The 25,404-nt window shown below is 61.5% G+C and carries 26 protein-coding genes and 2 pseudogenes; 15 read left to right on the forward strand and 13 right to left on the reverse strand.

All coding sequences use genetic code 11. The annotated features are described in order from the left end of the window. Position 1: 1 nt before the first annotated feature. The 3 genes from AC1VNY_RS07525 to AC1VNY_RS07535 are packed head-to-tail and all read right to left on the reverse strand — an operon-like array spanning position 2 to position 4,044. Complete coding sequence (locus AC1VNY_RS07525) at positions 2-2,239, reverse strand: acyl-CoA dehydrogenase family protein (protein ID WP_482404699.1); 2,238 nt, start codon at positions 2,237-2,239, stop codon at positions 2-4. Positions 2,240-2,252: 13 nt separating this feature from the next. Beyond that, a complete protein-coding gene (locus AC1VNY_RS07530; RefSeq protein WP_482404700.1) occupies positions 2,253-3,062 on the reverse strand; it encodes an enoyl-CoA hydratase/isomerase family protein in 810 nt (269 codons plus the stop codon). 55 nt (positions 3,063-3,117) lie between these two features. Next, positions 3,118-4,044: a FadR/GntR family transcriptional regulator gene (locus tag AC1VNY_RS07535; RefSeq protein WP_482404701.1), complete on the reverse strand. Its 927-nt coding sequence runs from the start codon at positions 4,042-4,044 to the stop codon at positions 3,118-3,120. Between the two features lie 22 nt (positions 4,045-4,066). Here AC1VNY_RS07535 and AC1VNY_RS07540 point away from each other — a divergent pair, with 22 nt between their 5' ends. Then, positions 4,067-5,206, forward strand: a complete 1,140-nt coding sequence (locus tag AC1VNY_RS07540) for an acyl-CoA dehydrogenase family protein (RefSeq protein ID WP_482404702.1) — start codon at positions 4,067-4,069, stop codon at positions 5,204-5,206. Between the two features lie 56 nt (positions 5,207-5,262). Continuing rightward, a complete protein-coding gene (locus AC1VNY_RS07545) occupies positions 5,263-6,462 on the forward strand; it encodes an ABC transporter substrate-binding protein (RefSeq protein WP_482404725.1) in 1,200 nt (399 codons plus the stop codon). 1,175 nt (positions 6,463-7,637) lie between these two features. On the opposite strand, the pseudogene AC1VNY_RS07550 reads toward AC1VNY_RS07545, so the two are convergent. Further along, positions 7,638-8,055 (reverse strand): annotated as a pseudogene (locus tag AC1VNY_RS07550) (adenylate/guanylate cyclase domain-containing protein); the annotation flags it as partial. 198 nt (positions 8,056-8,253) lie between these two features. Here AC1VNY_RS07550 and AC1VNY_RS07555 point away from each other — a divergent pair. From AC1VNY_RS07555 to AC1VNY_RS07565, 3 genes are all read left to right on the forward strand, one after another. After that, the gene (locus tag AC1VNY_RS07555; protein ID WP_482404703.1) at positions 8,254-8,481 is read left to right on the forward strand and encodes a hypothetical protein; all 228 of its coding nucleotides are present in this window, start codon (positions 8,254-8,256) and stop codon (positions 8,479-8,481) included. Between the two features lie 343 nt (positions 8,482-8,824). Continuing rightward, on the forward strand, positions 8,825-9,082 hold the full coding sequence (locus AC1VNY_RS07560) for a hypothetical protein (RefSeq protein WP_482404704.1): 258 nt from the start codon (positions 8,825-8,827) through the stop codon (positions 9,080-9,082). A gap of 141 nt (positions 9,083-9,223) precedes the next feature. Then, positions 9,224-9,664 carry a hypothetical protein gene (locus AC1VNY_RS07565; RefSeq protein WP_482404705.1) on the forward strand — a complete coding sequence of 147 codons (441 nt, stop codon included), beginning with the start codon at positions 9,224-9,226 and terminating at the stop codon, positions 9,662-9,664. A gap of 132 nt (positions 9,665-9,796) precedes the next feature. Here AC1VNY_RS07565 and AC1VNY_RS07570 read toward each other — a convergent pair whose 3' ends face one another. After that, positions 9,797-10,441 (reverse strand): response regulator transcription factor, encoded by a 645-nt coding sequence (locus AC1VNY_RS07570; protein ID WP_482404706.1) that lies wholly within the window; start codon positions 10,439-10,441, stop codon positions 9,797-9,799. Between the two features lie 73 nt (positions 10,442-10,514). On the opposite strand from AC1VNY_RS07570, the gene AC1VNY_RS07575 reads away from it, so the two are divergent. Then, the gene (locus AC1VNY_RS07575) at positions 10,515-11,861 is read left to right on the forward strand and encodes an ATP-binding protein (protein ID WP_482404707.1); all 1,347 of its coding nucleotides are present in this window, start codon (positions 10,515-10,517) and stop codon (positions 11,859-11,861) included. A gap of 10 nt (positions 11,862-11,871) precedes the next feature. Here AC1VNY_RS07575 and AC1VNY_RS07580 read toward each other — a convergent pair whose 3' ends face one another. Then, a complete protein-coding gene (locus tag AC1VNY_RS07580; protein ID WP_482404708.1) occupies positions 11,872-12,231 on the reverse strand; it encodes a nuclear transport factor 2 family protein in 360 nt (119 codons plus the stop codon). Between the two features lie 154 nt (positions 12,232-12,385). Here AC1VNY_RS07580 and AC1VNY_RS07585 point away from each other — a divergent pair. The 3 genes and pseudogenes from AC1VNY_RS07585 to AC1VNY_RS07595 all read left to right on the forward strand — a co-directional run. Next, positions 12,386-12,630: pseudogene (locus tag AC1VNY_RS07585) on the forward strand (hypothetical protein); the annotation flags it as partial. Between the two features lie 210 nt (positions 12,631-12,840). Then, positions 12,841-13,080 carry a hypothetical protein gene (locus tag AC1VNY_RS07590; RefSeq protein WP_482404709.1) on the forward strand — a complete coding sequence of 80 codons (240 nt, stop codon included), beginning with the start codon at positions 12,841-12,843 and terminating at the stop codon, positions 13,078-13,080. A gap of 336 nt (positions 13,081-13,416) precedes the next feature. Then, entirely contained in the window at positions 13,417-13,680 is a 264-nt protein-coding gene (locus tag AC1VNY_RS07595) for a hypothetical protein (protein ID WP_482404710.1), read from the forward strand. Between the two features lie 344 nt (positions 13,681-14,024). Here AC1VNY_RS07595 and AC1VNY_RS07600 read toward each other — a convergent pair whose 3' ends face one another. Continuing rightward, a complete protein-coding gene (locus AC1VNY_RS07600; RefSeq protein WP_482404711.1) occupies positions 14,025-14,210 on the reverse strand; it encodes a hypothetical protein in 186 nt (61 codons plus the stop codon). A gap of 196 nt (positions 14,211-14,406) precedes the next feature. Here AC1VNY_RS07600 and AC1VNY_RS07605 point away from each other — a divergent pair, with 196 nt between their 5' ends. The 4 genes from AC1VNY_RS07605 to AC1VNY_RS07620 all read left to right on the forward strand — a co-directional run bounded on the left by AC1VNY_RS07605 (position 14,407) and on the right by AC1VNY_RS07620 (position 16,985). Then, positions 14,407-14,610, forward strand: a complete 204-nt coding sequence (locus AC1VNY_RS07605) for a hypothetical protein (RefSeq protein ID WP_482404712.1) — start codon at positions 14,407-14,409, stop codon at positions 14,608-14,610. Positions 14,611-15,634: 1,024 nt separating this feature from the next. Then, the gene (locus AC1VNY_RS07610) at positions 15,635-15,811 is read left to right on the forward strand and encodes a hypothetical protein (RefSeq protein WP_482404713.1); all 177 of its coding nucleotides are present in this window, start codon (positions 15,635-15,637) and stop codon (positions 15,809-15,811) included. Between the two features lie 393 nt (positions 15,812-16,204). Further along, positions 16,205-16,414 carry a hypothetical protein gene (locus AC1VNY_RS07615; RefSeq protein ID WP_482404714.1) on the forward strand — a complete coding sequence of 70 codons (210 nt, stop codon included), beginning with the start codon at positions 16,205-16,207 and terminating at the stop codon, positions 16,412-16,414. A 340-nt stretch (positions 16,415-16,754) separates the two neighbouring features. After that, entirely contained in the window at positions 16,755-16,985 is a 231-nt protein-coding gene (locus AC1VNY_RS07620) for a hypothetical protein (RefSeq protein ID WP_482404715.1), read from the forward strand. A 224-nt stretch (positions 16,986-17,209) separates the two neighbouring features. On the opposite strand, the gene AC1VNY_RS07625 is transcribed toward AC1VNY_RS07620, so the two are convergent. Beyond that, complete coding sequence (locus AC1VNY_RS07625; protein WP_482404716.1) at positions 17,210-17,440, reverse strand: DUF3606 domain-containing protein; 231 nt, start codon at positions 17,438-17,440, stop codon at positions 17,210-17,212. 122 nt (positions 17,441-17,562) lie between these two features. Between AC1VNY_RS07625 and ligD the strand changes: the two genes are divergently transcribed. After that, positions 17,563-18,486 (forward strand): non-homologous end-joining DNA ligase, encoded by a 924-nt coding sequence (ligD, locus tag AC1VNY_RS07630; protein ID WP_482404717.1) that lies wholly within the window; start codon positions 17,563-17,565, stop codon positions 18,484-18,486. 455 nt (positions 18,487-18,941) lie between these two features. Beyond that, positions 18,942-19,139: a hypothetical protein gene (locus AC1VNY_RS07635; protein ID WP_482404718.1), complete on the forward strand. Its 198-nt coding sequence runs from the start codon at positions 18,942-18,944 to the stop codon at positions 19,137-19,139. Between the two features lie 212 nt (positions 19,140-19,351). Here the strand turns inward: AC1VNY_RS07635 and AC1VNY_RS07640 are convergent, their stop codons facing one another. From AC1VNY_RS07640 to AC1VNY_RS07660, 5 genes are all read right to left on the reverse strand, one after another. Continuing rightward, positions 19,352-19,837, reverse strand: coding sequence for a Crp/Fnr family transcriptional regulator (locus AC1VNY_RS07640; RefSeq protein WP_482404719.1), 486 nt, complete (start codon positions 19,835-19,837; stop codon positions 19,352-19,354). A 1,491-nt stretch (positions 19,838-21,328) separates the two neighbouring features. Further along, entirely contained in the window at positions 21,329-22,009 is a 681-nt protein-coding gene (locus tag AC1VNY_RS07645) for a cupin domain-containing protein (protein ID WP_482404720.1), read from the reverse strand. Between the two features lie 92 nt (positions 22,010-22,101). Next, the gene (locus AC1VNY_RS07650) at positions 22,102-23,412 is read right to left on the reverse strand and encodes a tetratricopeptide repeat protein (RefSeq protein ID WP_482404721.1); all 1,311 of its coding nucleotides are present in this window, start codon (positions 23,410-23,412) and stop codon (positions 22,102-22,104) included. Next, positions 23,409-24,284 carry a glycine reductase gene (locus AC1VNY_RS07655; RefSeq protein WP_482404722.1) on the reverse strand — a complete coding sequence of 292 codons (876 nt, stop codon included), beginning with the start codon at positions 24,282-24,284 and terminating at the stop codon, positions 23,409-23,411. Before AC1VNY_RS07655 ends, AC1VNY_RS07650 begins: the two co-directional genes overlap by 4 nt. Further along, positions 24,281-25,404: MFS transporter (locus AC1VNY_RS07660; RefSeq protein ID WP_482404723.1), on the reverse strand; the 1,124-nt coding region annotated here is incomplete at its 5' end. The genes AC1VNY_RS07655 and AC1VNY_RS07660, both read right to left, overlap by 4 nt.

A 25,404-nucleotide genomic window follows, 5' to 3' on the forward strand; every position in this document is an offset into this window, starting at 1 on the left:
CCTATCTCGGCAGCCCGAGCGCGCGTTGCGCGATCAGACTGCGCTGAATCTCGTTGGTCCCGATGCTTATGACCCACATCAGCGAATGCCGCAGGTTTTGCTCGAAGCGACCGTTGTCGATCGCGCCCGGCATCTGCTCGGACAGCGCGGCACGCATGCCAAGGATGTCAAGCGCAGCCTCGCCGAAGCGCTCCATCAGCTCACCGGAGAACACCTTGCTGATCGCGCCATATTCCGGCGGCGTCACGCCGTCGGCGACAAGTTCGGCGCAATGCATCATCAAGAGACGGCCGATCTCGATCTCTGACGCCAAGGTCGCCATCCTGTCGCGGATGATTGGATCATCAGCGAGAGACCGATCGCCTTGCTTCGCCATCACATGCGAACGCAGCTGCTCGAAGGCATGCGCGACCTTCAGGACGATCCCGCCACCAACCAGCCCGCGCTCGAAGGCGAGCGCGCCGGTCAACACTTTCCAACCGCCATTGACCTCGCCAACGAGGTTCTCGGAGGGGATGCGGACGTTGTCGTAGAAGATGTTGGCAAACGTGCCATCATACATGGTCGCAGACGGACGGATGGTGATGCCCGGCGCATCCATCGGCACGATAAACATGCTGATGCCCGTGTGCGGCGGCTTCGCGTCCTTGTCGGTCCGCGCGGCGAGGAACATGTATTTCCCCCACCAGGTGGTGGTCCAGATCTTCTGGCCGTTGATCACCCAGTGATCGCCGTCCCTGGCCGCACTGGTGCGCAGCGCCGCAAGGTCCGACCCTGCCTGCGGCTCGCTGTAGCCCATGCCATGCATCGCTTCGCCACGCAGGATTTCCGGAAGGTATTTCTGCTGCTGCGCTGCCGTGCCGAACATCATCAGTGCATTGGCCTGGATCGCCGCACCGATCCGCGGCGCCTCGCCCCGCTCCATCGTCTCCATGAAGGCGATCTGCTCCAGCGGCGAGCGCGCCTGGCCGCCGAATTGCTCAGGCCATCCGAGGCCGATCCAGCCGGTCCCGCCGATATCGCGGGCGAAGGGCGCATCGAACTCGCGCTTGGCGAACGGCCTCTGGTCGAACGCCGCCTTCGTGCCTCCGCTCCAGTTTTGCACGAGCCAGAGCCGAACCTGCTCGCGAAGCGCATTTCCGGCGGCCCCGAGGTCGTATTGCGGCAGCCCGACGCCGCCCGCATCCAGCAGCCGCGCTGCCAGCCTGCTCTTGGCATCCGAGGCGCCGCCGAGCGCGATCGTATCGAGATGCACGCGCTTGAAGTGGATTGGCGCCTCGTGCTCTTCGGCATAGCCGATCGCACCGAACGTATGCTGGACCTCCAGCGACACCTGCCGCAGCGCATGACCGGAGAACGCCGATGCGCAATCGGCGAAATAGCGCCAATCGTCGTCGCCGCCATCATGCAGTCTGGCGACATGCTGCAGGACCAGCCTGACGCCCTCGAGCGCGATCAGGCAGTTTGCAAGCTTGTGCTGGATGGCCTGGAAACTGCCGATCGGTTGCCCGAACTGGTGCCGTTCCTTGGCGTAGTCCACGGCGAGCTCAAAGGCACGCCGCGCCGCGCCGTAAGCGCGCGCGGTCAACATCGCTCTGCCCTTGATACGGAGATGGTCGAGATCGACTGCATCTATGGGAATGCGCGTGAGCGGCGCTTCGTTCAGCCGGACCTCATAGAGCCCCCGCGCTCCCATCGCGCGGGTTGCGACGCACTCGACACCGGGATCGTCAAGATTGATCAGCCCAAGCTGGGCCTGGTCTAGAACGACCAGAAGATGCGTCGCGCCTCCGGCAGCCTCGACAAAACGAAGCACGCCCTTTGCCTTGAGGTCCGTGACCTCAACCGCTCCTGTGCCGGCGTCCGGATCCAGCGCACCGAATGAGAAGGCGACGGTCGCCTTCCCGGACTGCAGCCGCTCCAGCAGATCCACCGCGACGTCGACCTGCGATCCGGAGATCGCAAGATTGGCGAGCGCCGCAGACCACATCGGCGCCGCGCAGCCGGCCCGGCCGAGTTCCGCCATGACGACGAGGATTTCTGCGAGCCCGCCTTCACAGCTCTTCGCACCGAGCGCGGCGACGCCCTGCCCAACGAGCTTGCGCCAGATCGCCGACACCTCGTCCGGCGAGGACGATGCGGTTAAACCGAGTGGAAGCCAATGCTCGTCCAGGAAACCGCGCAAGGAATCGCGCAGCATTCCTGCGACATCGTCATTCGACGCTTCGATCGCCGCCATGGTGAGGCCCGCGCTATGCCCGGCCGAATCTGGGCTTCCGCTTCTCCTTGAACGACATAGTCGCTTCCTTGTGGTCGGCAGTCTCGAACGTCACCTGCTCCAGCGCCATCGACGCCTCCAGCAGCATGTTGACGCGCTCCTTGACGATCTGGTTGATCGACAGCTTGGTCCAGCGAATGGCCCAGGTCGGACCGTTCGCGAGCTCGACCGCGATCGCGCGGGCCTTGGCCAACACCTCCGCGCGCGGCGCGACATGATTGACCAGCCCGATCCGCTCCGCCTCATTTCCTTTCAGGAGCGTGCCGCGGATCAGGAATTCCTTGGCCTTGTTGATGCCGACCAGCAGCGGCCAGATCACTGTGCCGCCGTCGCCGGCGACGAGGCCGACACGCGAGACGTGGGTGTCGCCGATCCGCGCGTCTTCCGCCATCACCGTGATGTCGCAAAGCAGCGCATGGGTCGCCGCAAGGCCGATGGCATCGCCATTGATCGCCGCGATGATCGGCTTGTCGAGCTCGAGCTGGCGGGTGACTCCGCGGCGGCTGATCATGGGATCGTGTACCTCGCCCTCTTCGAGCACGTCGCCGCCGGGCCGCTCGGACATCGCCTTGACGTCGCCACCGACGCTGAAGAAGTCGCCCGCCCCGGTCAGCACCACGGCATTAACGGCGTGATCGTCGGCGAGGTCGTCCCAGATCGTGCGCAACTCGCGGATCAGCTTCTGATTGATGGCATTGCGCGCCTGCGGGCGGTTCAAGGTCACGGTCGCGACCTTGTCCGCGACCTCGATCGTCAGGCATTCATACTTGGCGTAATTGGACACGTTTGCCTCCATTGTTATTGCTGATTGAGTGCTGATTTGTTCGCGTAGCTTCGCGCTACCGGCGCATGCCCGGCTGCACGTCAGCCAATGCGACGTGAAGCGACATGGCCCCCGGGTCCTGTTCCAGCATGCGCTGCACGGATTCCAGGTGCGACCGCATCAGCCGGCTCGCCAGCGCCACGTTTCGCTCACTGAGCGCCGCCAGGAACTGCCGCCGCTTCTCGGCCAGCCGTGCCATCGCGACCCCGCTGGAAGCGACCTTGGCGTAGACGAAGCGCATGTGGATCTCGGTGACCGAGTCCACGATCATCGCAATCACCTTGTTGCCGGTCGAGGCCGCCAGCAACTTGTAGAACTCGCGCGAACATTCGACCCGGTCGAGCAGCCGCCCCTCCTTCGTCGCAAGCTCCGTCCGCTCGATATTGGCTTCCAATGCATCGAGATCGGCCCGGCGGGCATTGGCACAAGCCAGCTGCACCACGAGGTCGAGGACGTGGACCCGCGCCTCCGACAATTCCCGCACCGAAATCGTCCCGAGGCTCAGCATGTCGCGCATGACCTCATTCATGCGGCGGGTGTCGCCTTGCTGGATGAAAGCCCCGCCCTTGACGCCCTTCTGCAGCCGCAGCACGCCGGCCATTTCGAGGCTGCGCAATGCTTCCCGCAGCACATTCCGACTGACGCCGAGCTGCTGAGCCAGTTCGCGCTCGGCCGGCAGCTTGTCGCCGGGCTTCAGCACGCCGAGCGCCAGTTGCTCGCGAATCCGCTCGCAGATCTCCTCGAACGTCCGCCTGGTGTGAATTGGCTTGAATGTCGGCGCGGCCGGGGAGCCGGCCGCACGATGATCGGTGGCCCGCTCCCGGCGGCTCGGCGAGGCGGCACGGGAGCGCTGCGGCGCGCGAGGGCTTGACTTGGTGCTCATGCGGTGAATTATTAAATGGATCACCCATTCAATGGAAGCCCTTTTTTTGGCTTCCGGCAAAGAAAACGAAACGGGAGTTCGCATGAGTTTTTCCGAGGAGCAGGTCGCGTTCCGCGACAACGTGCGCAGAATGGTCGCCAGGCACGTGGCGCCGATCGCCGCCGAGATCGACGAAACCGACCGCTTCCCGCTCGAACTGGTCAAGCTGTTCGGCGAGATGGGACTGATGCAGCTCTGGGTGCCGGAGCGCTATGGCGGCCCGAATGGCAACCTGACCATGGCCTGCATCGCGCGCGAGGAGATCTCGAAAGTCTCCCCTGCCTGTGCGTCGATCGCCGCGCTCAACACCATGTTCATCATGCCGCTGCTGCATTTCGGCTCTGAGGAGCAGCGCAACAAGTATCTGCCGATCATCGCCGAGGGCGGCGTCGTCACGGCAATCGCGATCTCGGAGCCGCAGGCCGGCTCCGACGTCGCCGCGCTCAACACCCGCGCTCGCAAGGACGGCGATAGTTATGTCCTGAACGGCCGCAAGCAGTGGTGCAGCTATGGTGTCGCCGCCGACTACATCGTGGTCATGGCGCGAACCAGTGACGGCGCCGGTGCGGACGGCATCAGCGCCTTCATCGTCGAGCCGAAGATAATGCCGGGCATCACGTTCGGCCGCCACGAGCGCAAGATGGGCTTTCGCGGCGCGCCCAACACGCCGATCTTCTTCGACAATGTCCGGGTCCCGGCCGAAAACCTCGTCGGTGAGGAAGGCAAGGGTTTTCGCGCGTCGATGCGCGCGCTCGACCTCAACCGGCCGACCATCGGCGCGCAATCCGTCGGCCTCGCGCAAGGCGCACTGGATGCCTGCGTCGCCTACGCCAAGGAGCGCAAGCAATTCAAGAAGCCGATCGCCGAATTCCAGGGCGTGCAGTTCATGCTCGCCGACATGGCCATGCAGATCGAGGCGGCCCGCGCACTGGTTTACGAATGCGCCCGCGCCGGCGATGCTGGCGACTGGAAGCGCCTCAACGTGCTCGCCAGCATGGCCAAATGCGTCGGCAGCGACATGGCCATGAAGGTGACGACGGATGCCGTCCAGATCTTCGGCGGCTATGGCTACACGATGGACTATCCGGTCGAACGCATGATGCGCGATGCCAAGCTGACCCAGATTTTTGAAGGCACCAACCAGATCCAGCGCGTGGTGATCGCCCGCGAGCTGCTGCGATAGCGCGGATCGATTTCAAGAAGAAACAATTACAGGGAGGGACGACCTTGAACCATATCATGAACCGGGCGTTGATGGCCGGCGCGCTGTCAGCACTGCTGGCGGTACCTGCTTATGCTCAGAAAGCCTACGGTCCCGGTGCCAGCGATACCGAGATCAAGCTCGGCCAATCGACGCCGCTGAGTGGCCCCGCATCCGCGTTCGGCGCGGGCGCCGGGCGGGCGGTGGTCGGCTACTTCGAGATGCTGAACGCCAAAGGCGGCATCAACGGCCGCAAGATCAACTTCACGCAGCTCGACAATGCCTACAGCGCGCCAAAAGCGGTCGAACAATCGCGCAAGCTGATCGAGGACGTCGGCATATTGGCCGAGGTCGGCACGATCGGCACCGCACCCAACGTCGCGATCCAGAAGTACCTGAACGCCAAGCAGGTGCCGCAGCTGTTCATCACGGCCGGCGGACGCCGCTTCAACGATCCCAAGGCATTTCCCTGGACTATCCCGCTCTATCCCGACTTCGAAACCGAAGGCCGCGTCGTCGCCAAATACATCCTGACGGCAAAGCCGGACGCCAGGATCGGCGTCCTCTATCAGAATGACGACTATGGCAAGGACTACCTGAAGGGCCTCCGCGCCGGCCTCGGTCCGAAGGCCGAGCTGATCGTCGCCCAGGCCTCCTACGAACTCGCCGATCCGACGATCGACTCGCAGATCGTCCAGCTGAAGGCCGCCGGCGTCGACACCCTGATCGAGCAGTCGTCGTCGAAGGCCGCCGCGCAATCGATCCGCAAGGTTTACGAGCTCGGCTGGAAGCCGCTGCACGTGATCGGCGGCTCGACCGCATCGGTCGAAACTATCCTGAAGCCCGCGGGCCTCGAAGCATCGAAGGGACTGGTCACAACGCAATTCCTCAAGCAACCGGGCGACCCAGCCTGGGCCAATGATGAGGAGGTCAAGGCCTACAAGGAGTTCCTGAAGGCGTACGCACCTTCAGCCAATCCGGACGACTATTCTGTGCTCGTGGCCTACATGAACGTGCACGCCGTGGAGCTGGCTCTGCGCAAGTGCGGCGACGACCTGACCCGGGAGAACCTCATGAAGCAGGCCACCTCGCTGAATGGCGAACGATTGCCGATGATGCTCCCAGGCGTCGCGATCAGCACCGGGCCCGGAGACTACACGCCCTTCAGAACTCTGCGGATTGCGACATTCGACGGAGAAAGCTGGTCCTTGACCGGCGCCCCTCTATCGGCCGACTAGACCAGACTGCGGGCGAGAGCCACCAAGGCTCTCGCTACGTCGGGACAACAGGTGGGCTCGGGTTGGACTGCGCGAACAAGCAGCTGCATCCCATCACTGGAAAACACTGATTGTGGTTATCCATCGGCCCAAGGCGGCTCCTCCCTCGCATCGCAATCGTCTCAAAATGATGATGACAAGATTTTTCGTGATCTCCCAGTGCTCACGCGGACCTGTTCCTAAACTCACCAAACAGGCCTTGGATTTCTGGTAAGAAACAATTCGCTCAGAAGCGATTCTTATGATTATTCGGCCGGCTACTGAAATCCGTCTAGTTCGTGTGATCCCCGATGACGGCGACGTTCAGATTTGGCCTGCCGCGTGCCCACGCGATCAAGCAGTCGACCTCGTGCTGGCTGCAATTCAGAAGGATGGGCAGTGAGCCTGATTCAGCGGCAGCTCGCCGCTGAGCACATCTTGATGTTCAGCATGGCGCCGGGAGAAGTACGGCGGCTTTGGTGATGTAATCTGTAATGATCGCGCACTGTTGTGATGTGCTATCGCCGAGAAATATTCATCCCCAAAGGCATCGTCGCGTTGGGGCTTCGCCCGATTGCTGCGATTGCGGTGCTTCCATATAGATGGCGGCTTCTCATTCGCGAGTCGGCTGGTATTTGAATTAGCCACATAGAGGGCCCCGGCAACTGCCTCCTTGGCCTCCAAAGGTTGCCGAGCTCTCGCCAAATTCATGTAGATGACAAGCGATGAGGTACTTCGGCGACCGCCCGCTGCTGCGCCCCGAGACAGCCGCGCGGCCAATCATGCAGCACGCCCGCGCCTTTAAGCCGATCCAGGATGGCTGGATCTACATCTAGAAGATCAACTATCCCGTGCTCTACCAGGATAAAGCCACGCCGGCCGAGTATCGGGCCGGCTGCAGTGCGCGACCGCCAAGGGCTGGCCCAGTGGTTGCGCATATAGTGTCGAGACGGCCGCCACCTGCGCGTCATTCAATTGCCAGCGAACGCAGGCTCGGCCGGACCGGTGGGCTCTTTGTAGGTCGCCACGCTCGGTGCATCTGGAGGATCACACGTAACACGGTCGTCGGATCGCCCGTGCTGACTGAGCAGGTTGCAGGCGCTGTACAAGAACATTCACCGATTTGAAAAAATTTGGAAGAGCTGATTTCGCACGACCATCCCATCCGCAAAGTATTCCTGTTCGGGATCGCTGCTCAAGTTCTGGAACGGAGGCATTGCGATCGACGGTTTGTCAGGAAGCGGTAACGATACGTTTCGGTTGAGGGTTTCGCAATCGCTAGTGCAGGTGACGATGCGATGTTGACGCCATCGCCGAATATGTCCCCCATCGATGATGACATCGCCGATATTGATGCCTATCCGGAAGGTAATTCCACGATGGCCTACCCTTGTTCACCGCCATCTCAGCTTGAATGGCCGTTGCGCAGGTGACGTCATCTACCGCAAACTACACGAGCATTCCGTCGCCCGTGGTTTTGACGATCCGTCCGTTATGGCGTGCGATGGCTGGGTCGACAACCTCGCCCCGAACCGTCTTGAGGCCTTCGAGGGTCCCTAGTTCGTCAACGCTCATGAGGCGGTTATAGCCAGCGACGTCAACCGCCAGCACTGCAGCCAATTGTCGTTCGACACGCTCGCTCGTCACACGAAGACCCCCGCCCGATCTTGCCAAGCTGTGCCAATCCAATCACGGTATAATCGAAGCTACCGCATACGGCCATGCCGGGTTGCATCAGCCGGTCGCGACCCGCGTTGGCGGCGGTCGCCCCGCATGTTGCCGGTTTTTCCCGACCTCAGGAACGAACCGGTTTCTGCCACGTTCACCGTCCGAGGCAAACTCGGAGTGGCTGAGATGGGCGCTGGCGATCAGGTCGCATGCATGTCGGTGGTGGCATTGTTCTCGCTTGCACTGATCGTGACATCGAGCCTGTTCGTGCAGTCGAGAGCGGCAAAGAATCCGGCGATGCCCGCCGCGCAGCAAGTGCGCGCTCCGTTCTAACCCAGGCAATACGCCTCAGCCCGGTTCAGGCCCGGCGGCCATTGTGCGGTTTGAGACGGCGCAGCCGGTTGAGTTGCTTGATCAACGTCCCCTTGCGCGCCAAACGCGCGGTCGGCGCGCTTTCTTGCTCGCCGCGCCCCGGCACATTAATTGTGCTCCGGCGCAGCCGGGGAACCGCGCCGGAGCCTTTGGGGAAGTTGATTGTGTGCCGTTAAGCAAGTCATCAACCGCCGCCCAGGCAAACCGTTCCCGCCCATTTGCATATTTTTCCTGACAAAAAGGAACGGTCGCAAAAGCGGGATGTTGGCGCGGGGGTAATGGTTCCAACCTGAGGAGATAAGAGATGAGACTGCTCGGCAAGACGGTCGCGGACGCAATCCTTGGCGCAGGCTTCCTGGCCGCGTCCGCGATCAGCGCATCCGCGGCGATCGCGTGCTCTGGACGAGTATGCTGGCATACCCATGAGACCTATGCTTATCCGCGCGAATCCCGCGTCGTCGTTCACGAGGACAGTTGGCGCTGGGGACCACGCGAACGATACACCTTCCGCGAGCACGAAGGGCGCGGCTACTGGCGCAGCGGCAACTGGGTGACCTGGTGAGCGCACCGACGACATGATGAGGCCGCCTGTGGGCGGCTTCATTTTTCAGCGCACGCGATCGGCGAGGAACGTTTGCCATCTTTTCCCGTTGATCGGCGCCGGTGCCGACGTGCGGTCCGGGATTTGCGGTGAAGGTTGTTGATGCCTCTGGTCCGGTACTTTCTGTTTACAGGCGCGACGCTGCTCGGCCTGCTGTTTCTCACCGACTGGTATTTTTCAGTCCCGTCGCCAGCCACCGTCGCTCGCAACGACATCGATCGCACGATCATCCGCATTCGCTCGCAGCACAAATGGCCGGAGGCGATACGCATGGACACGAACGCCCCGCTCCCTGCCGCAGCGCCGGCCCCTACGGCCTCGGCGGCTGTCGCAGCGCCGGTCCCCACCACGCCGCCCGCGACGGTTGCGCAGGTTGATGCCTCGCTGGCAACGTCGCCGGCGCGCCCCGTGCGCAGCGCGCGGCACGCAAAGCTCACCCGACAGGCGCAGCACGAGAGACGCCAGCGACTTGCACAGCGCGGTCAGCGCATCGCAAGCTATCGCGAGCCGGAATGGCAGGGCTGGTCGTTCCCGAGCTGGTGAGTGAATCTTTTGCTTGAAGATGCAGCACCGGTGCATTCGTCGCTTCCATTTGCCCCGATGTATGCGGCCTGGTGTACGGCAATGAAGGACTGGCCGCGTCACCACACGCGGCCGGTTCAATTCACGCAAAACTCAACCGAGTTCCATTTCGACGGCGATCCGCACCAGGTCGGAGTGGTTCCTCGCGCCGAGCTTCTGCTTGAGCAGCGACGTGGTATTGGCGACAGTCTTGTAGGAGATGCCGAGCGCTGATGCGACTTCGACGATCTTGTCGCCGCGGCCGAGCAGCCGCAGGATCTCCAGCTCCCGCGCCGACATCTGCGAGGCGGGGTTGGCCTTGATCGCAGCGCCGGCGAACGCGATCGCCTCCGCGAGATGCGGCGAAATGAACCGCTCGCCTGCCGCGACCTTGCGCACTGCCTTGACGAACAGGCGCGGATCGTCGCCCTTGGAGAGATAGCCTTGCGCCCCCAACTCCACCGCCCGCACCACGAAGGCGGGATCGTCGTTCATGCTGAACATGATGATCCGGGCGTCCGGGTCGTCCTTGCGGATCCTGCGCAGCAGCTCGAATCCGGAGACATCGGGAAGCTTGATGTCGATCACGGTCACGTCCGGCCGCTTCTGGGTAAAGGCGCGCAGGCCGGTCTTGGCATCGGCGGCCTCCTCGATCTTCACCGTCTTGTCGGAAGCAAACAGGGACCGGCAGCCCGACACCACCACCGGGTGATCGTCGACGATCAATACCCTCATGGACGATTTGGACGTATCGTGCATCATTCTCTCCCCTGCCTTTGATAGAACTTCGCGCGGAAATTGAAAGAGAAGAATCGCCTGAACGGAGCCCGACGTGGCAAGACTCTGGAACAGATTCTGGAACCACCTCTCCCTTCGCGCCCGGCTGTTGCTGCCGATGGCCGCGATGGTGATCGGCGCCTTGCTGCTCGGCGGCCTCGCCCTGCAGATCGTCTCCCCCGAGCAGTTCGAGAATGAGAACGCCCAGGCCGCGCGCTCCGCCGAGCGGGTGGCCAATGCGCTGAATGCCGCGCTCGCAGTCGCCGGCAACCCGCCGCAAACCCTCGACGCATTCGCGGACAAGCTCGGGAGGTCCGAGACCATCGCATTCGTGCCGCCTGGAACGCGGCCGCAGCGCAACGCGGCGGACCGCCACCACGGCAACATTCCCGCGTGGTTCACTGCCCTGCTCGAGGTTCCGGAGCTCGGCTCCACGCATCCGATCAGGATCGGGGCGACGCATGTCGGGGACATCGTCTTTAGTCCCGATCTGTCGCCGGACATCGAGGAAAAATGGGCGGGCTTCGTTGCGATCGTCTCGTCGAGCTCGGCGCTGATGCTGCTCGCCGCGCTGAGCGCCTATTTCACGACCGGCGCGGCGCTTCGGCCGCTGGCTCAGCTCGGTGCCGGACTGACCCGGATGCGAAACGGCGATTACGATGCCGCCATTCCGCTGGCCGGCCCTCCGGAGATCCGCAAGAGCTGTGCGGAAGCCAATCAGCTTGCAGTAACGCTGAGGCAGCTTAGCCAAGACAATCGGAACCTGCTGCGCAAGATCGTCGCCGTGCAGGACGAGGAGCGCCGCGAGCTCGCCCGGGAGCTACATGACGAGATGGGCCCGCTTCTATTCGCGATCCGCGCCAACGCTACCGCGCTGTCGGATCCCGAGGCGGAGGGCCCGCCCGAGCCGGGTTCGCCGGCGCACGGCATCCTCAGCGCAGCCGAAGCCTTGCAACAGGCTAACAGGCGCGTCCTGGAGGGACTGAGCCCGCTTTATGTTGCGGATCTTGGACTAGCCGCAAGCGTACAGACGTTGTTGCGAAACGCCCGATCCCAAGCGCCCGGCCTCCGCGTGACATCCCGGCTCTACGATCGTCTGGATGAGCTCGATGCCCTGCTCTCGCAAACCGCGTACCGCGTTATCCAGGAGGGAGTGACTAATGCGCTCCGGCACGCTCACGCGACCACGATGGGCGTCGCGGCGACCGTCAACGGCGATCAAATCCAGCTCGAGATTTCGGACGACGGCATTGGCCTGCCGCCGGACCTGACCTTTGGGAGAGGCCTGACCGGCATGCACGAACGGGTGCGCGCGCTCGACGGAACGCTGCAGCTCGTCCGCGAGCAAGGCCAGACCATCGTGCGTTGCCGAATTCCACTCCAGAACCATGTTGCGCGATGAGGACGCGTCATCACCGCGAGGACGGGGCGCACCGCATATGCGAAATCTTGCCAAGGGCATCGAATACAAACATGATCCGAACCCGCTTGCCTTCATAGCTCAGATAATCCAGCACCACCCCGTCGTCCTGCGGCGTGATCTCCTCGAGCCCGAAGGCATCCGCGGCCACCGTAGACAGCTTCGGCCGCCAATAATCCGCCAGCGCGGAACGGCCGCTGATCCGACTGCCCTCGCAGGCACACTCGAGCCGAGCTTGATCGGCATAAAGGTCGAGCAGCGCCTCGAGGTCGTGGCTCCGGCAGCAGTCGAGCCAATCCACCACAGTAGCCATTTCGTCAAAATGATTGGTCAAATCGAACCTCGCCAGCATCAATTGCCTGCTAGGCTTCACGAGCAGCAAAACCGCGTCGGCTGATTGAAGCAAGAATGCCGCGCTGGGCTAGTTTCGTCCAGCGCGTTTCAGCATAAAGTATGAAGGCAAGCAATGGCAGACCGACCATCAGGCGGCCATACCAGTGGCGTGGCCGGTCGACCCGTCACCCTCGATCGACCAGGCTATCAATGCCGGCTATCCGTGGCTCGAGATAAATGCTTGCGATGCAAGACACCGCGCGCGGTCGACCTGGCCGCACTGCGCCACGTTCCGACCACCAGGGTGCACCATCTCGCCGGTCGCCTGCGCTGCGTGAAGTGCAGCACGGCGGGCAAGCGCGCGGCCGCGGAGTTGCTGCAGCTGTGGCAGCGCTGCCCGATCGGAGATGCGACGTGACCGAGCTCACGCGCCGGCGCGACAAGGAAGCTGCCCGAGAGAAATGGGACATCTTCCATGGCGACGTCCGCGTCGGGTCGATCGGGCAGCGGGCCGGCGTGCCGAACTACGCCGACCAATGGGAATGGAAATACGGCTTCTATCCCGGCTGCGGGTCGACCTGCGGCCCAGTCGCACGTTCGACGAGGCGCGCGCGGGGTTCGAGGCGGCATGGGCAAGTTGCTGCCGACGCTGACCGAGGCGAACTTCCAGGCTTGGCGCGATCATCGCGACTGGATCGCGCGCAAACAGGCCATGTGGGACCGCGGCGAAAAGCTGCCTTCTCAACAGCCATCGTCGCTGATGCGCTGTCCATGCGGCGCGACGTTTGATAGCCACCGTCCGGCCGAAAACCAGATTCACACCCCTCACATCTACGCTGCGCAAAGGCGCGATGGAATTCGACGATGAAAGATGAAGGACCACGGCCGCTGGGCGGCCACGGAGAAGCCGCGCCAGTATGATCCCAAGAGGCGCGGCTAAAGGGCGGTTCGGCCGATCTGAGGAACGCTAACTGAACTTGATTGTTAGGAGGCATTATGACGCCTCCCGTCACCGTTCATTTTACCTGTATTGGCTGCGGCATCGTCTATTCGGCGACCCAGGAACGCAGCGCAACTGAGACCAATACGTCCGGGACGTTCGCATGCTGGCAATGCGGAAAGCTTGTTCATCACTGGGCTGGGCTCTACGACTATAATGAATGGAGAATCGCCTCCTTGCTGCCCAAGCAACCCAAGATGAGAAATGAAATACGTGGCTGATCGCCCCTACTCCGACCCTGAGAAAGCCGCCCGCCGGATCATGGAGCACGCTCGCGCATTCGAGCCGATCCAGGACGGGAGGGTCTACATCGAGAAGATCAACTATCCGACGATCTACCAGGACAAGGCCACGCCCGCTGAATATTGGGCCGGCTTGCAGTACGCCAAGGATCAGGGGTGGCTCGAGTACCACGAAAGCGGGACGTTCGTGAGGATGCTGCAGCCGGGAAAAGACCTGTTCGCCTAGCCGCGCCGACATAAAGAATGGCCCCAGCGAGGGGGTACACGCTGAGGCCAAGGCGGTTGGATCAATCCATGAGATGACAGGCTCAGATCAACAGAGCGCCCACGCCTACGATGAGCGCTACGAACGATATCGCCGCCAACGCCATGAAGCTGTACTCGACACCGTCGTGGTGACTGAGCCTGAACATAAAGGGGAGCTTGCACCACGGCCTTAGTGTCCGCATTAAAGTAGGCATGTCAGCGATAGCGCCCTAATTTCGGTTCCAGGCTTAACTTAAGCGAAGATTCTTGAAACGATTCTCTCGATGCCGTTTATTGCTCATGCAACAGGCGACCGAGGTTCATCTAGTCCGAGTGACGACCGATGAGGGCGATGTCCAAATCTGGCTCGCTGCGACCTCGCGCGACGAAGCGGTTGATCGAGTGCTGGACGAAATCCCGGAAGGATGGGCGGCTAGCATAATTCAGCGACAACTTGCCGCCGAGCACGTCCTGACGCTCAACATGATGCTCGGAGAAGTCCGCCGGCATCAGGTGTCCTAATTCCCCTCAAGATCGACCGGTGCTGGTCCGGTCTTCTCCGTGCGTGAGCGGAGTTCCGGCAGGGCGTCGGAACGACGCACCTTTCCATTCGTTAACGGAACGTCACTGCACGGCAAGTGGTATCTATCGGTGATGAGAACGCCCCGGTTAACGCTCCCGCCCAACACCAGCAGGGAGCAACGCCATGACCATCAAGCGGCGTCGTTTCAAGCAAACCCAGTCACTGGAAGAACGGTTAGCCGACGAGGCCATGCGCCTGCGCTCGAAGGCCAAGGCGCTGCCTCAATCAGCCATGAAAGAGGCCCTGCTTAGGAGGGCCCGGGAAGACGAAGCAGCTGCCCATCTGACGGAGTGGCTGATGTCCCTAGGTTCGCGGGCGCCGATCTAGGGGGCGCGCACCATGATGAACCAACCGCGAATCGACTCCTACTCGACGGCCGCGCGCGTCTGTCTCGGCATCGCGATCTTTAGCGCCACAATGCTTGCAGCGCTGATGACGAGCATTCTTGTGTGACGAGGCCGCCTGTCGTCGCGCGCGGACCGGATAGGGAGGATTGGTTGGCCGCTCAGGCGTGTACGGCAACTCTGTTGACGCTTTACTTGGCTTGCCGTGATGGCCGGCCAGCACCATGATGGGTGCGGACGACGCGAATCTCGCAGCGTCGCACAACGGCCCCAGCACCAGCCTCTATGGCCCCCAGGGTGCTGGGGCCTCTTTTTGCGGTGCCGTCCTCGCTAGGACACTCGCAGCAATGATTTGGGGCACCTTTGGAGTAGTCCGCTATCGCAGTTCTCCATTGCCATTTTTTCCCGTTACCGTGCATAGCGCCCTTGGGTGGGCGCGGAGAACGGCTTCGGCGCATTTGGTCCTGTTAGCCCCGGCACGGCGCCGGGCCGTTTTCTTCATCCGCGCAGCAGCGAATTAGGACCGCTCACTGCCTTGCCTATGCAAATGCAGGTGAGGCTTTCCGGGGCATTTCTTCGAGCATGTGTAAGTTCAGCCAAATGGACCACATCGCGTACGCGCTTCTTAGTTTCGCGGGAATGTCTTTTTTCGGTCTAATAGTCAGCGTCGGCTGGCTCCTCATCGAATAACCTGCCAGTCCCTCACGGAATGACGTTGACGCGGCCCCAGCGTAGATTCCACCTGCTGGGCCGTTTTCATTTCGGGAACGAGCGGCAATCAGCGACGTTAGCTGACCAAGATATGGAGTGGGACACTAACGGCCTCAGCGCTTATCCACGACGCCGGGGCCGATTTCTTTGAGTACTCGCTGCTCCTGGCTCCGGTTCCTAGCAACCTATGTTACTTTGATGCGTTATATCGCCATCACCGGCCAAGGCTCTGCCGTAGGCGTCGGCGGCTGAGAGACTGAGTGCGCTCCCGCCTGCACAAGCAAGGGAGCGCGGCGATGCCGTTCCAGACTGTTCATCGCTTATGCGATGAAGCCACCCGGATCATCAAGCAAACCACATTCGTTCGCGAACTCGTCGCAAGGGCGGTTGAGCTGCTCAATCAGCCGATGCCTGACACCTTCCTCGGGCGTAAAACGCAAGAGCCATTCCCGAAAGAAGATGAGAAAACATGAACCAATCGTCGGAGCCAAGTGCGGCGCTAAAGATGGCAGCCGGGGTGTCTGTTTTGCTCGCTCTGCTGCTTATGGGCCTTTTCTTCATCGCCTTCTAGGATGTGGCGGCCTCAGCAATGGCTTCTCAAAAGAAGCGGCCCCAGCTGTGAAGCTGAGGCCAGTGTTTAGCTGGGCGTCTCAGTGCCGGTAGCGGTGCGGCACCGAACAGGGCGACCAATGCATCCGCAAGCGCTCCGTTCCTACCCATAAAAAAAGCCCCAGCAGCCGAATCATGCAGGGGCCAAACTGGATCGCCGAACCGGTGCCCACCGCTGCGCCCGGAAGTCCCACCTCACCATTGGAACATTCCAGGCCGTGCCCGCTTGTTCCGAAATCCAGAACGAGATCACTAACGTGACGGACGAACTTGAATATCTAGCGTACCGATTGGTGATTATCGAGCAACCCGGCGGCGGGTTCTTAGTCGAAGTCACGCCGATCGCCGGCGGCCAAACCATCAGAACAATGACCTATCAACGTACTCAGGAAGCGATCGCTGCAGCGAAGCGGACAATCGACAAGCATCCCGAAGGCAGGCGACCTGCCAATCTGGCTCGCTCTTAAGGCGGGGGCTGGCTCGACTTCATTCCCCGCGCGACAAGGCATTAAGCCTTGCAACTGTCCAATTGCCACCTTTTCCCGAATATGCGCGTCAGCAAGGAACCATCGAGAGAGATCAGCGTCTAATTGGCGCTTCTGGTCAGCCAAGGTTGCCCCCCGACTGCCAGAGGAAAACCCGTATCGTTCGGGTTGGCGGCCCCCGGTTGGGGCCGTTTTCAGTTCGCCGCGGAAGCCGAGTGGTGCTTGTCCAAAGTTGATCGTCACGATTCACATAGTTCAATGCCGGGCGCTCCATCCTTCGCGCTAATCGACGAGCTCGTATTTCGCAGATGGTGGATGCAAGATGGAATTTATTGGACGCCCGATGCGGGGACGTTTCCTCGTTCGGCAGGGTGGCAACGGCTGGATGGTCTACGATAGCGAACTCAAAGGACCAGCCCAGATAGAAAAGAACGGCGCGTTTGCCGAGAAGCTGACAAAAGAGCAGGCTGAGATTTTTGCGAAGCTGTTTACGACTCGCGAACACCGGCCTCTGACCAAAAAGAATGGCCCCAGCTCCCGGGGAGAGTGCTGAGGCCGGCAAGTAGTCCCACGTGGCGACTCAACGTCGTGGACTGCTGCTTGTTCCCCGAAGCGAAACGGCCCCAGCGAGAGGACATGCCGAGGCCGATTCGGTGTCCCAGCGAGGTGCCAGCTGAGGCCGCTCCAAACTGATCGAGAATGTGCCCCGGGTCTTCGGGGGCAAGAACCGAGGCACGCTCCACTCGTCCATGCCGCTCTGCCGCGAGCGGCACATTGCTAACGTCGCTTCGAAGATGCCGTTCCTAACGACCTTTTCATCGCCGACCCGAGCCGGCGCTCAACTCGCTTGCGGCTGGTGCCGACCTTCTTGACGGCCTTCTTCACCGACGCTGCCGACTTGCCGGACTTCTTCGCCTCATAGCGCACTTCGTAATCCTGCCCGCCGGCGACGCGCGCACGGTCCTGCTTGCGACCGCGTGCGGTCTGCTTCTTCGCTTTCTTTGCCATTCCGGCCTCCCTGTCGATGAGGGCCAACTCGGTTTATGATTGACCGTTCCATTTGCCGACCCGCGTCGGAACGATTGCGATTGCGCCAGTTTGAATCAGCTTATTGTTTGTGGAGTTGTGTTGTGGCGTTTCAGCGGAGGAAGCCCGAGCCGATCGGGACCAAGGCGCTCTTTCCCGGCTTCATCGCTCCGGCCTTGGCATCGCCGATCGACAAGGTGCCGAGCGGCACACGCTGGATTCATGAGATCAAGTTCGACGGGTACCGAATCCAGACTCACGTCGCCAATGAAGAGGTGAAGATCTATACCCGGCGCGGCAACGACTGGACCAGGCGCTTCAAGAAGGTTGCCCAAGACGCCTGGCACATTTCCGCATCATCAGCCATCATCGACGGCGAGATCGTCGTTCCCTCAGCAGACGGCACGACTGACTTTTCCGTGTTGCAGAACGAGCTGCGTGGCAAGTCGACCAGGATCGTGATGGTGGCTTTCGACCTTTTGTACCTCAACGGCCGCGATCTCCGGAAGCTGCCGCTGGTCGAGCGCAAGGCCGTACTAAAGAAGCTGATTGCCGGCACCGCCATCCAGTTCAGCGAGAGCTTCGAGGTCGACGGCCCGAAGATGTTCACCCACGCCTGCAAGCTCGGCTACGAGGGCGTGGTGTCGAAGGTGGCCGACAGTGTCTATCCGACCGGCGCCCGCAGCAGGGACTGGGTCAAGAAGACCTGCGCCCTGCGCGAGACGCTGACCATCGCGGGCTTTGCGCTCGACGGCGATGAATGGGACGGCATCTATGTCGGCCGACGCAAGGGCGACGAGCTGATCTACGCTGGCAAGGTCGACCACGGCTTCGACAAGGCCTCGGCTGCCGATCTCCGCAAACGCCTGGCACCGCTGATCCGCAAGACCCAGCCCTATACCAAGCGCATTGCACACAAGGCGATCTGGGTCGAGCCGAAGGTGCTGGCCGAGATCGAGTACCGCGCCAAATCCGCCGAGGGCAAGGTGCGGCATCCGTTCTTTCGCGGCGTGCGGGAGGACCTATGATCCTACCGCGCTGCAACTGCTGCAATGACACGCGCTGGGATCATTTTGAACGAGCGCAGGCAATATTCGAGAGCGAGCGTGGCCCTTGGATCAGCGAAACTCGAACTGAGCCTTGTCGAACAACGGAAGCGGCCTGTCGCCGAGCCACCCTTATCGACAATTAAGCAAGCCCTCCGTCTCGGGAATTTCCATCTATTCCAAAAAGGCTTCAGCCGAGGGCGCTGAAGCCAAGTCTCCGCCTTGGTCGTCGCCGGCGACGGTAGCGGTCGACGCCGGCAGAGTAAAACCGCCGTTTCATCCTGCCGTTCCTATTGCAACTTATTCCCGCCATGACCTCCCGAAAAATCCTGCAGCGCGAGGTCGAATTCAAGGAACGGCTAGCTCTTGGAAATGGTTAAGCTCACACGGCTGTAACTGCACGGGTGCGATGGACTAAGATGCACAAAGACTCGATCATGGACGAGTTGCGGCAGATTGAACTTGATGTTGTGGAGGGAGAAAAACGACTCGCGGAGCAGGAGGCGCTGCTGATCGAGTTAAAGCGGTCAAACGAAAGCACCATCAAGGCTCAAGCTCAGTTCGAGATGATGCGAAAAGATCAACTTGACCGCGAGCAATGTCGACAACGTCTGCTTTCTCTTTTGCATCCGTGATCTAGGCAATTTGCTGCATCTCGCGGAACGGATGACCATCCGTTTGATGATCTCGATGGCGAGGAACTGCTGAACGACGAGGTGGCCTGGCAGAAGGCCGTGACGACGGTTCGCGATATCGAGTCCAATCTTACAAATCCAATCGTTGGTCGATCGTGGTCAAGCGAGAAAACGCACTCTTTCAGATCGACGTCACCGCCAAGCGCATCGTCTCAGAAGTTGAAACCACCGTCGCTCGTTCGACCCACAGCCCTCAATCGACGATGAATTTCGGCGAAAAGGTGGGCCATACGCTCGTCCGCGGACCTGCGGCCGACATTGACGAACCATTCCCTAAATATCGCCGCGTCAATGAGCGTTTCGCGCCAAAGCGCACCTGTCACATTCGGGCGCTGCTTGCATAAGGCCTTGATCGCTTCATGAGGGATGAAGCCATGCGTGCAGAGTGTCGGCGTCGTGAAATCGTGATCCATGACGTTGAGGTAGAGGCTCTGCAGATCCGGTATTTCGCCGGGAATGTGCAACGAGAGGACTTGCCGCTTGCCGTCCTGCGTGATTTTTGCACGGTACGCAAATCCTTCGGCGAGAAGGCAACATTCCTTTGGTCGGCTGCCATCGGCGACAATAATGTGCTGAGCCGGGACTTGGCGCTCCTGGATCGGAAGCTGCTGAAGTGCCTCAATGTCATCGCGGTCCAACCGGTTGGAGGCAAGTTAACTTTGTGATTAGGCTAGTCGCGGTGTTTGAAGCCATCGGCGTTCTCCCCGCATTGGAGGAAATGAGCGTAGCGGCGGCGGTGAAATGCCTGCTTCGCCAGCGGATGATCGGGAGCACGACACTCTCAGCCACCGGCGCCCAATTGATAGTTGCCGATGATGCTTAGATAATAATTGGGGGGACCGAGATGTTCCTCTATAACCTGGCTGAAGCCCGGTAGTCGTCAAGGTACGGCCCGATGGAGAAGCTATACTCCAGATCGATCGACCAGCGGCTCGAGCAACTCCGAGCCCACCGCACCAACATCCGGCATTATCGGTGGCTTCTGAAAACGCAGCTTTCCGACTTGGAGCGTCAGTTCATCGAAAGGCGCAACGCGGGCCTCTGACGTTCCGCCCCTCGGCATTCGGTGACGACCAGTATCTCATCGATACCGCGACCTCGGAACGGGAGCGCGAGCGCTTTCGCCAGCGCATCAATGAAGAGAAGCGGCTGCCGCATACCCTTCGGCAGCCAACGCAGATCTCGTGCGGCGTGACATGGGAATGCACTACGGTAGGATCAACCCAGCTGATGAGTGAGTTGGAGAGCTTGCCCTTGGACGAGGCTATCCGACTTCGCTGGGTCTTGCGAGACATCAGAGCTAGGCGCTTCATCGTCAGTCCGCTGGATCCGGCTGACGTTCAGAAGCGTACCCAGGGTGAGATTTGAAATCTCGAAAGATGACCTCAGCGACCAGGGCACCGCCGCGGTAACAAGGCTAAACAGGCGAGGATAATAACCGTCACACGTCAAGAACAAGGGTGCTGAGTTAGATGGCTGCCGCGAAGACGTCGGAGTATCGCTATTCGGCGACCGAGAAGGTTTCCATAGGATAGTGGATTTGGTCCGTCGGGGTTCGGGAGGTGAAAAAATGTCGATCTACTTGCACACGCAAATCCGCGAGATGAAGCCGAAGGAAGATTCGCCGCATCATGACTGCTCGTAAGCAATCCCTGCTGCGCCCTGCGTCAAGGACCGCGGCGCCCCTCTCACGGAAATGATCGCGAAGACAGTCATCAAAGTCGCACAAACGGATATTAATGACCCCGCAGAAATCTCGGCCAATAAGCGCTCATCGTAGCGCTCGCCCGCCTCCTTTCCTCGAAAATGCAGATCCAACGCATGCGCCACAAGCCTGCATTCGCTGCGACGAAATTTTTCTTGATCTCAGGGTGCACACGTCGTGCACACGCCACACACTAACCGATTGATAAACTTGAACTCTCGCTCCAGTCGAGCATGGGCGCAACGGAAAATTTCCACGTCATCTCAATTGCGTAGCCGCAACATCGGTTCAATGCAACATGATGTTTCGAAGCCCTGCCCGGCGGCAACAGGCCCGGCCCAACCAAAATATCGAAAACAACCCCATGCAAAGCAGCCTCGCCATTACGAGGAGCTCAGCGCAGAGGCGGTCAGGATTGTCGCGGCTACCCGGGAAGTCGACAAACATCCGGATGCAGCAGCGGCGCCTCCCTGATCCAGATTTTCGCGCCCTGCGGGCCCACCGTCGCTTTCAGGTCGACGCCGGCGGGTAGCCGACCCCAGCCCTGCGGCTGCAGCGTCTCGCCCCCGATCGTCAGCCCCCCCGATAGAACAAAGAACTCGAGCCCGCGCGCGTTCGCAAGGCTGATGACTGCACCCGGCCGCCAGTCTTCAAGGCGGACCTCCTCGTGGCCGTCGTCAAATAGCACGCTGACGCTGCTTGCACCGGGGCGCGGCGCAACCTGTTGGCCCTCACCTGGCTGACGCACGACCTGGGTCCGGTCCTCGTCCCGGAACTGCCAGAGCCGCACGAAGATGGTACAGCCGTCCTTCGAGGCGGGGACATGCGACGTCCCGGGAGGGTTGCGGAAGTAGCTGCCCGCGGGATAGTCGCCGTGCTCATCCTGAAAAATACCTTCAAGGACGACAATCTCTTCTCCGCCGCCATGCGTATGACGCGGGAAGGCGCTACCGGGAGCATAGCGCACGATCGAGGTGGCGCGCGCGACTTCACCGCCAATGCGGAACAGCATGCGCCGATCCACGCCGGCCGACGGACTGGCCACCCAGTCCAGTTTCGAGGCGTGAACGATAGCGGGCTTCGACAGATCATCGTTGATGCGCATCGTTACTCTCCCTCAGAGTGGCGCCATCCAAAACCCACCGCTTGGCATTTTCGGATCGCTTGACCAGTGCAGGTCCCTCAACCAGGACAGGTTCAGATCCCCGCGAGCGGAACGCCGCTCGCCGCATTCTGCGGACGTCGTGACGCGATCAGCCGCCGCGCCTCGTCGGCTCGACCACTGCGCAGCAAGGCGCAAGTCACGGAATATTCCAGCAGGTCGCGCTGGGCGCGGCTGCCTCCAACCCTTTCATGGGTTGCCAGGACCGGACTTAGCTCATCGACGACCCGTGTCCAGTCGCCCTTGGCCAAACCATCGAAGCCGCGCGCGATGGGCACCACCATGTCCGCGGCGGGACCCTTCGGGTTCTCGATGATGCCAGCTAAGGCCTCCGCGTCACCAGCCATTGCAAAGGCAAGCGCGCTGTGCATGTCGGCAAAGATGATCCCCGAGTTGGGAAACCACTTCGCCGCATACCGGCTGATCTCGCTCCACAGTTCCGGATATCGCGGCTCGCCCGCCATCTCGGCGCGCGCAAGGAACGACGCGCAATCGGTGAGGACATTGATTTGCGGCCCCCACGAGCCGCCCGGATGCAGCGCCTCACGATAGATCTTCCAGGCTTGATCCCGCCTGCCGGTCTCCAGCGACCACAGGGCAAGATGCCAACTGATATGGCAATGCAGTTGCCCCTCGCGTGGGTAGGCGGCGTTCCATTGCTCGAGGTAAGCCAGCCCCTCCTCGCGCTGTCCTTTCTCATAGAACAAATGGGCCTTGATATGCGCAGCGTGAGCGTTGCGGGGACAACCACGAAGTGCGGTCTCGATATTCCTGAAACCACTGTCGAGCCTGTGCAGCTCGATTTCCGCAAACGCGAGCACCGTTCGAAACCACCAGTCATCGCCGTAATGGGTTGCAAGCCGCTCCAGCATCGCCAGTTGCTCAATCTCGCGGCCGGACTTGCCCGAGAAGCCGATCAAGCCGAACACACCGGTGGCCGGTGCCAGCACCATGGCATCGCGCGGCCAGTGCTTCATATGTTCGGCGATCGCCGAAACCGCCGCAGCGCCTTGACCACTCAGGATCTTGGCAAAGATCGCAATATGACCTTGCTCGCGCGAAGTCGTAGCCGGCGCCAGCGCGATCGCGCGTTCGAGCGGCGCTTTGGCTTCGTTGCCGCGACCGAGCAGTTGCAGGGTTCGCGCAAGCGCGATGTGCGCCAGAGCAAAACCTTCGTCGGCGGCGATCGCGTCGCGGAATGCCTGGTCAATTCCCGAGCCGGCCGCGAGCAGCTTATCGACGCCGGCGACATATGCGTCGCGGGCGGCGGCAGAGCTTGTGCTCAAGGGGTTACCGTAACGGTCTTCAAGAACGCGCACCCGATTTCCCATCGAACTCTCGGTCATTTTGACGACACTCCCTCCATGGAAACCTGCTTGGCTTTGGCTTGCCGTCGGCGGCGCTCATCACCCAGCTTGAGCAGCCGCTCTCGATCCTCTGGATTTACTCTTCCATACCGGGGCCGCCAGAGGGAACCGTCCTCCTTCCACGCAAATGGCGCTCTCACAGTCGTTCGCGGCGCCGTCGCCGTGTCAAAAAGGGCGAGCGCCTGGCGCATGATTTCGCGCTGCATGTCCGGTCGCCAGGGATGCCCGCAAGGATTGCCCAGCGGGAAATCCGTGAAATAGAACCGTGGCACGCCGCAGTGCTCCACGACATCCTGCGCCGAACCGATAATGACCGTCGGAATGCCGTTCGCTTCCAGATGCCGGGCCACCAAGCTTATGGTCTGATGACACACGGGGCAAAGGGGGCAAAGGATCGCAGCATCCGCCGCGTCTTTTCGAACCCGTGCCAGGATTTCAGGTGCGTCCTCCGCGTTCGTTTTCCGTTGGCTGTATTCTGTCGGCACGCCGTGAAAGTGCCGGGTCAGTCCGATGAGGGCGCCTTCGCCGACCAATCCGAAAGCGGCTTCTACCGGCAAGAAGCTGCCCGGATCATTGGTGTGGGTCGATTCCTTGTCCCAAGCAACGTTGTCGGTAAACAGCTTCCCGGGCGGCGGCGAAACCACACCTGACCACACCCGTTTGACGCCGTCAAAATCCGGCGGACTGGCCGTGGTGATCAGTGCGATACGCAGGTCCGATGATGGTTTGGCAGGTTTGGTGAAAGGGACATCATCAAAGCTCGCCCAGACATAGTCGTTGTCGTAACCAAGAGCACGGTAATATTGGCGCGTTCGCTCCATATATTGAACCGGGGTTTCCGCTACGCTCATGTGGATTCTCCTCGAGACGCTAACTTGGTCGTGCGGCGAGCCGGTATTGAAAAGCCGATGAGTGCCAGCAACGCGCCGAGCAGTGGTACGAACGACAGCATCAGGACCGTCGACCAGCCGAAGGACGACAGCAGCCCGCCCGAAAGGAAGGAGCCGACGGTCATCGTGCCGAAGACCACGAAGTCATTGAGCGACTGGACGCGCGCTTTTTCCTCGGGGCGATGGCACTCCAGAACCATCGCCGACGCGCCGATGAAGCCGAAGTTCCAGCCGATTCCGAGCAGGCTCAGCGTCGCCCAGAAATGCACGACGTCGATCCCGAGCAGGCCCATCGACGAAGCGGCCGCAATCAGCACCAGCCCGACCGCGACGATCGCGGATGCGCCGAAGCGCGCGATCAGGCGGCCCGTCCAGAAACTCGGGGCGTACATCGCGATGACGTGCCACTGCAGACCGAGATTGGCCGATTCCTGAGGCAGCCCGCAGAGCTTCATCGCCAGCGGGGCTGCGGTCATGAGGAAATTCATGAGCAGGTAGGAGACGACCCCGCAGATCACGGCTAGGATAAAGCGCGGCTGCCGGGCAATGACAGCGAGCGGCCTTCCGGCGTCGAGATGCGTTGCAGTCAGCGGAGGAAGCTCAACGCCCGCCAGAATGACCGCGGAGAGCGCGGCAACCGCCCCCTGGCCGACAAACGTCGCAGCAAAGAGATAGGGCGCCCACAGGTTCATGGTGTGCGTCACAAGCTGAGGACCGATCACACCGGCGAACACACCGCCAGCCATCACGGCCGAGAGCGCGCGCGGACGCCGTTCGGGTGCTGCGCAATCGGCCGCCGCAAAGCGAAACGAGAGCACCACGGCCGCGTAGACGCCGCCAAAGAAGGTCCCTGCGCAGAAGAGCGGGAATGACGCGTTGAGTACCGCGAGGAGCGCAATCAAGCCCGCGAGGACGCCGCTGCCTGCACCGAGCAGGAATGTCGTGCGCCGGCCATAGCGCTGCGCGACAACGCCCGCCGGCAGCGTGCACAGAGCCATGCCGACGACAAAAACCGAGACCGGCAGCGTCGCAAGTGCCTTGGTGGGCGCCAGCATGTCGCCGACCACGGCCCCGGTTGCAT

Source organism: Bradyrhizobium ferriligni, assembly GCF_056837965.1.

Coding starts and splice junctions, on each gene's coding strand:
- AC1VNY_RS07525 (WP_482404699.1), bottom strand. CDS start 2,239: ATGGCGGCGATCGAAGCGTCGAATGACGATGTCGCAGGAATGCTGCGC.
- AC1VNY_RS07540 (WP_482404702.1), top strand. CDS start 4,067: ATGAGTTTTTCCGAGGAGCAGGTCGCGTTCCGCGACAACGTGCGCAGA.
- AC1VNY_RS07545 (WP_482404725.1), top strand. CDS start 5,263: ATGAACCGGGCGTTGATGGCCGGCGCGCTGTCAGCACTGCTGGCGGTA.
- AC1VNY_RS07555 (WP_482404703.1), top strand. CDS start 8,254: ATGTTGCCGGTTTTTCCCGACCTCAGGAACGAACCGGTTTCTGCCACG.
- AC1VNY_RS07560 (WP_482404704.1), top strand. CDS start 8,825: ATGAGACTGCTCGGCAAGACGGTCGCGGACGCAATCCTTGGCGCAGGC.
- AC1VNY_RS07565 (WP_482404705.1), top strand. CDS start 9,224: ATGCCTCTGGTCCGGTACTTTCTGTTTACAGGCGCGACGCTGCTCGGC.
- AC1VNY_RS07570 (WP_482404706.1), bottom strand. CDS start 10,441: ATGCACGATACGTCCAAATCGTCCATGAGGGTATTGATCGTCGACGAT.
- AC1VNY_RS07580 (WP_482404708.1), bottom strand. CDS start 12,231: ATGCTGGCGAGGTTCGATTTGACCAATCATTTTGACGAAATGGCTACT.
- AC1VNY_RS07590 (WP_482404709.1), top strand. CDS start 12,841: ATGGGCAAGTTGCTGCCGACGCTGACCGAGGCGAACTTCCAGGCTTGG.
- AC1VNY_RS07595 (WP_482404710.1), top strand. CDS start 13,417: ATGAAATACGTGGCTGATCGCCCCTACTCCGACCCTGAGAAAGCCGCC.
- AC1VNY_RS07600 (WP_482404711.1), bottom strand. CDS start 14,210: ATGCCGGCGGACTTCTCCGAGCATCATGTTGAGCGTCAGGACGTGCTC.
- AC1VNY_RS07605 (WP_482404712.1), top strand. CDS start 14,407: ATGACCATCAAGCGGCGTCGTTTCAAGCAAACCCAGTCACTGGAAGAA.
- AC1VNY_RS07610 (WP_482404713.1), top strand. CDS start 15,635: ATGCCGTTCCAGACTGTTCATCGCTTATGCGATGAAGCCACCCGGATC.
- AC1VNY_RS07620 (WP_482404715.1), top strand. CDS start 16,755: ATGGAATTTATTGGACGCCCGATGCGGGGACGTTTCCTCGTTCGGCAG.
- AC1VNY_RS07625 (WP_482404716.1), bottom strand. CDS start 17,440: ATGGCAAAGAAAGCGAAGAAGCAGACCGCACGCGGTCGCAAGCAGGAC.
- AC1VNY_RS07635 (WP_482404718.1), top strand. CDS start 18,942: ATGGACGAGTTGCGGCAGATTGAACTTGATGTTGTGGAGGGAGAAAAA.
- AC1VNY_RS07645 (WP_482404720.1), bottom strand. CDS start 22,009: ATGCGCATCAACGATGATCTGTCGAAGCCCGCTATCGTTCACGCCTCG.
- AC1VNY_RS07650 (WP_482404721.1), bottom strand. CDS start 23,412: ATGACCGAGAGTTCGATGGGAAATCGGGTGCGCGTTCTTGAAGACCGT.
- AC1VNY_RS07655 (WP_482404722.1), bottom strand. CDS start 24,284: ATGAGCGTAGCGGAAACCCCGGTTCAATATATGGAGCGAACGCGCCAA.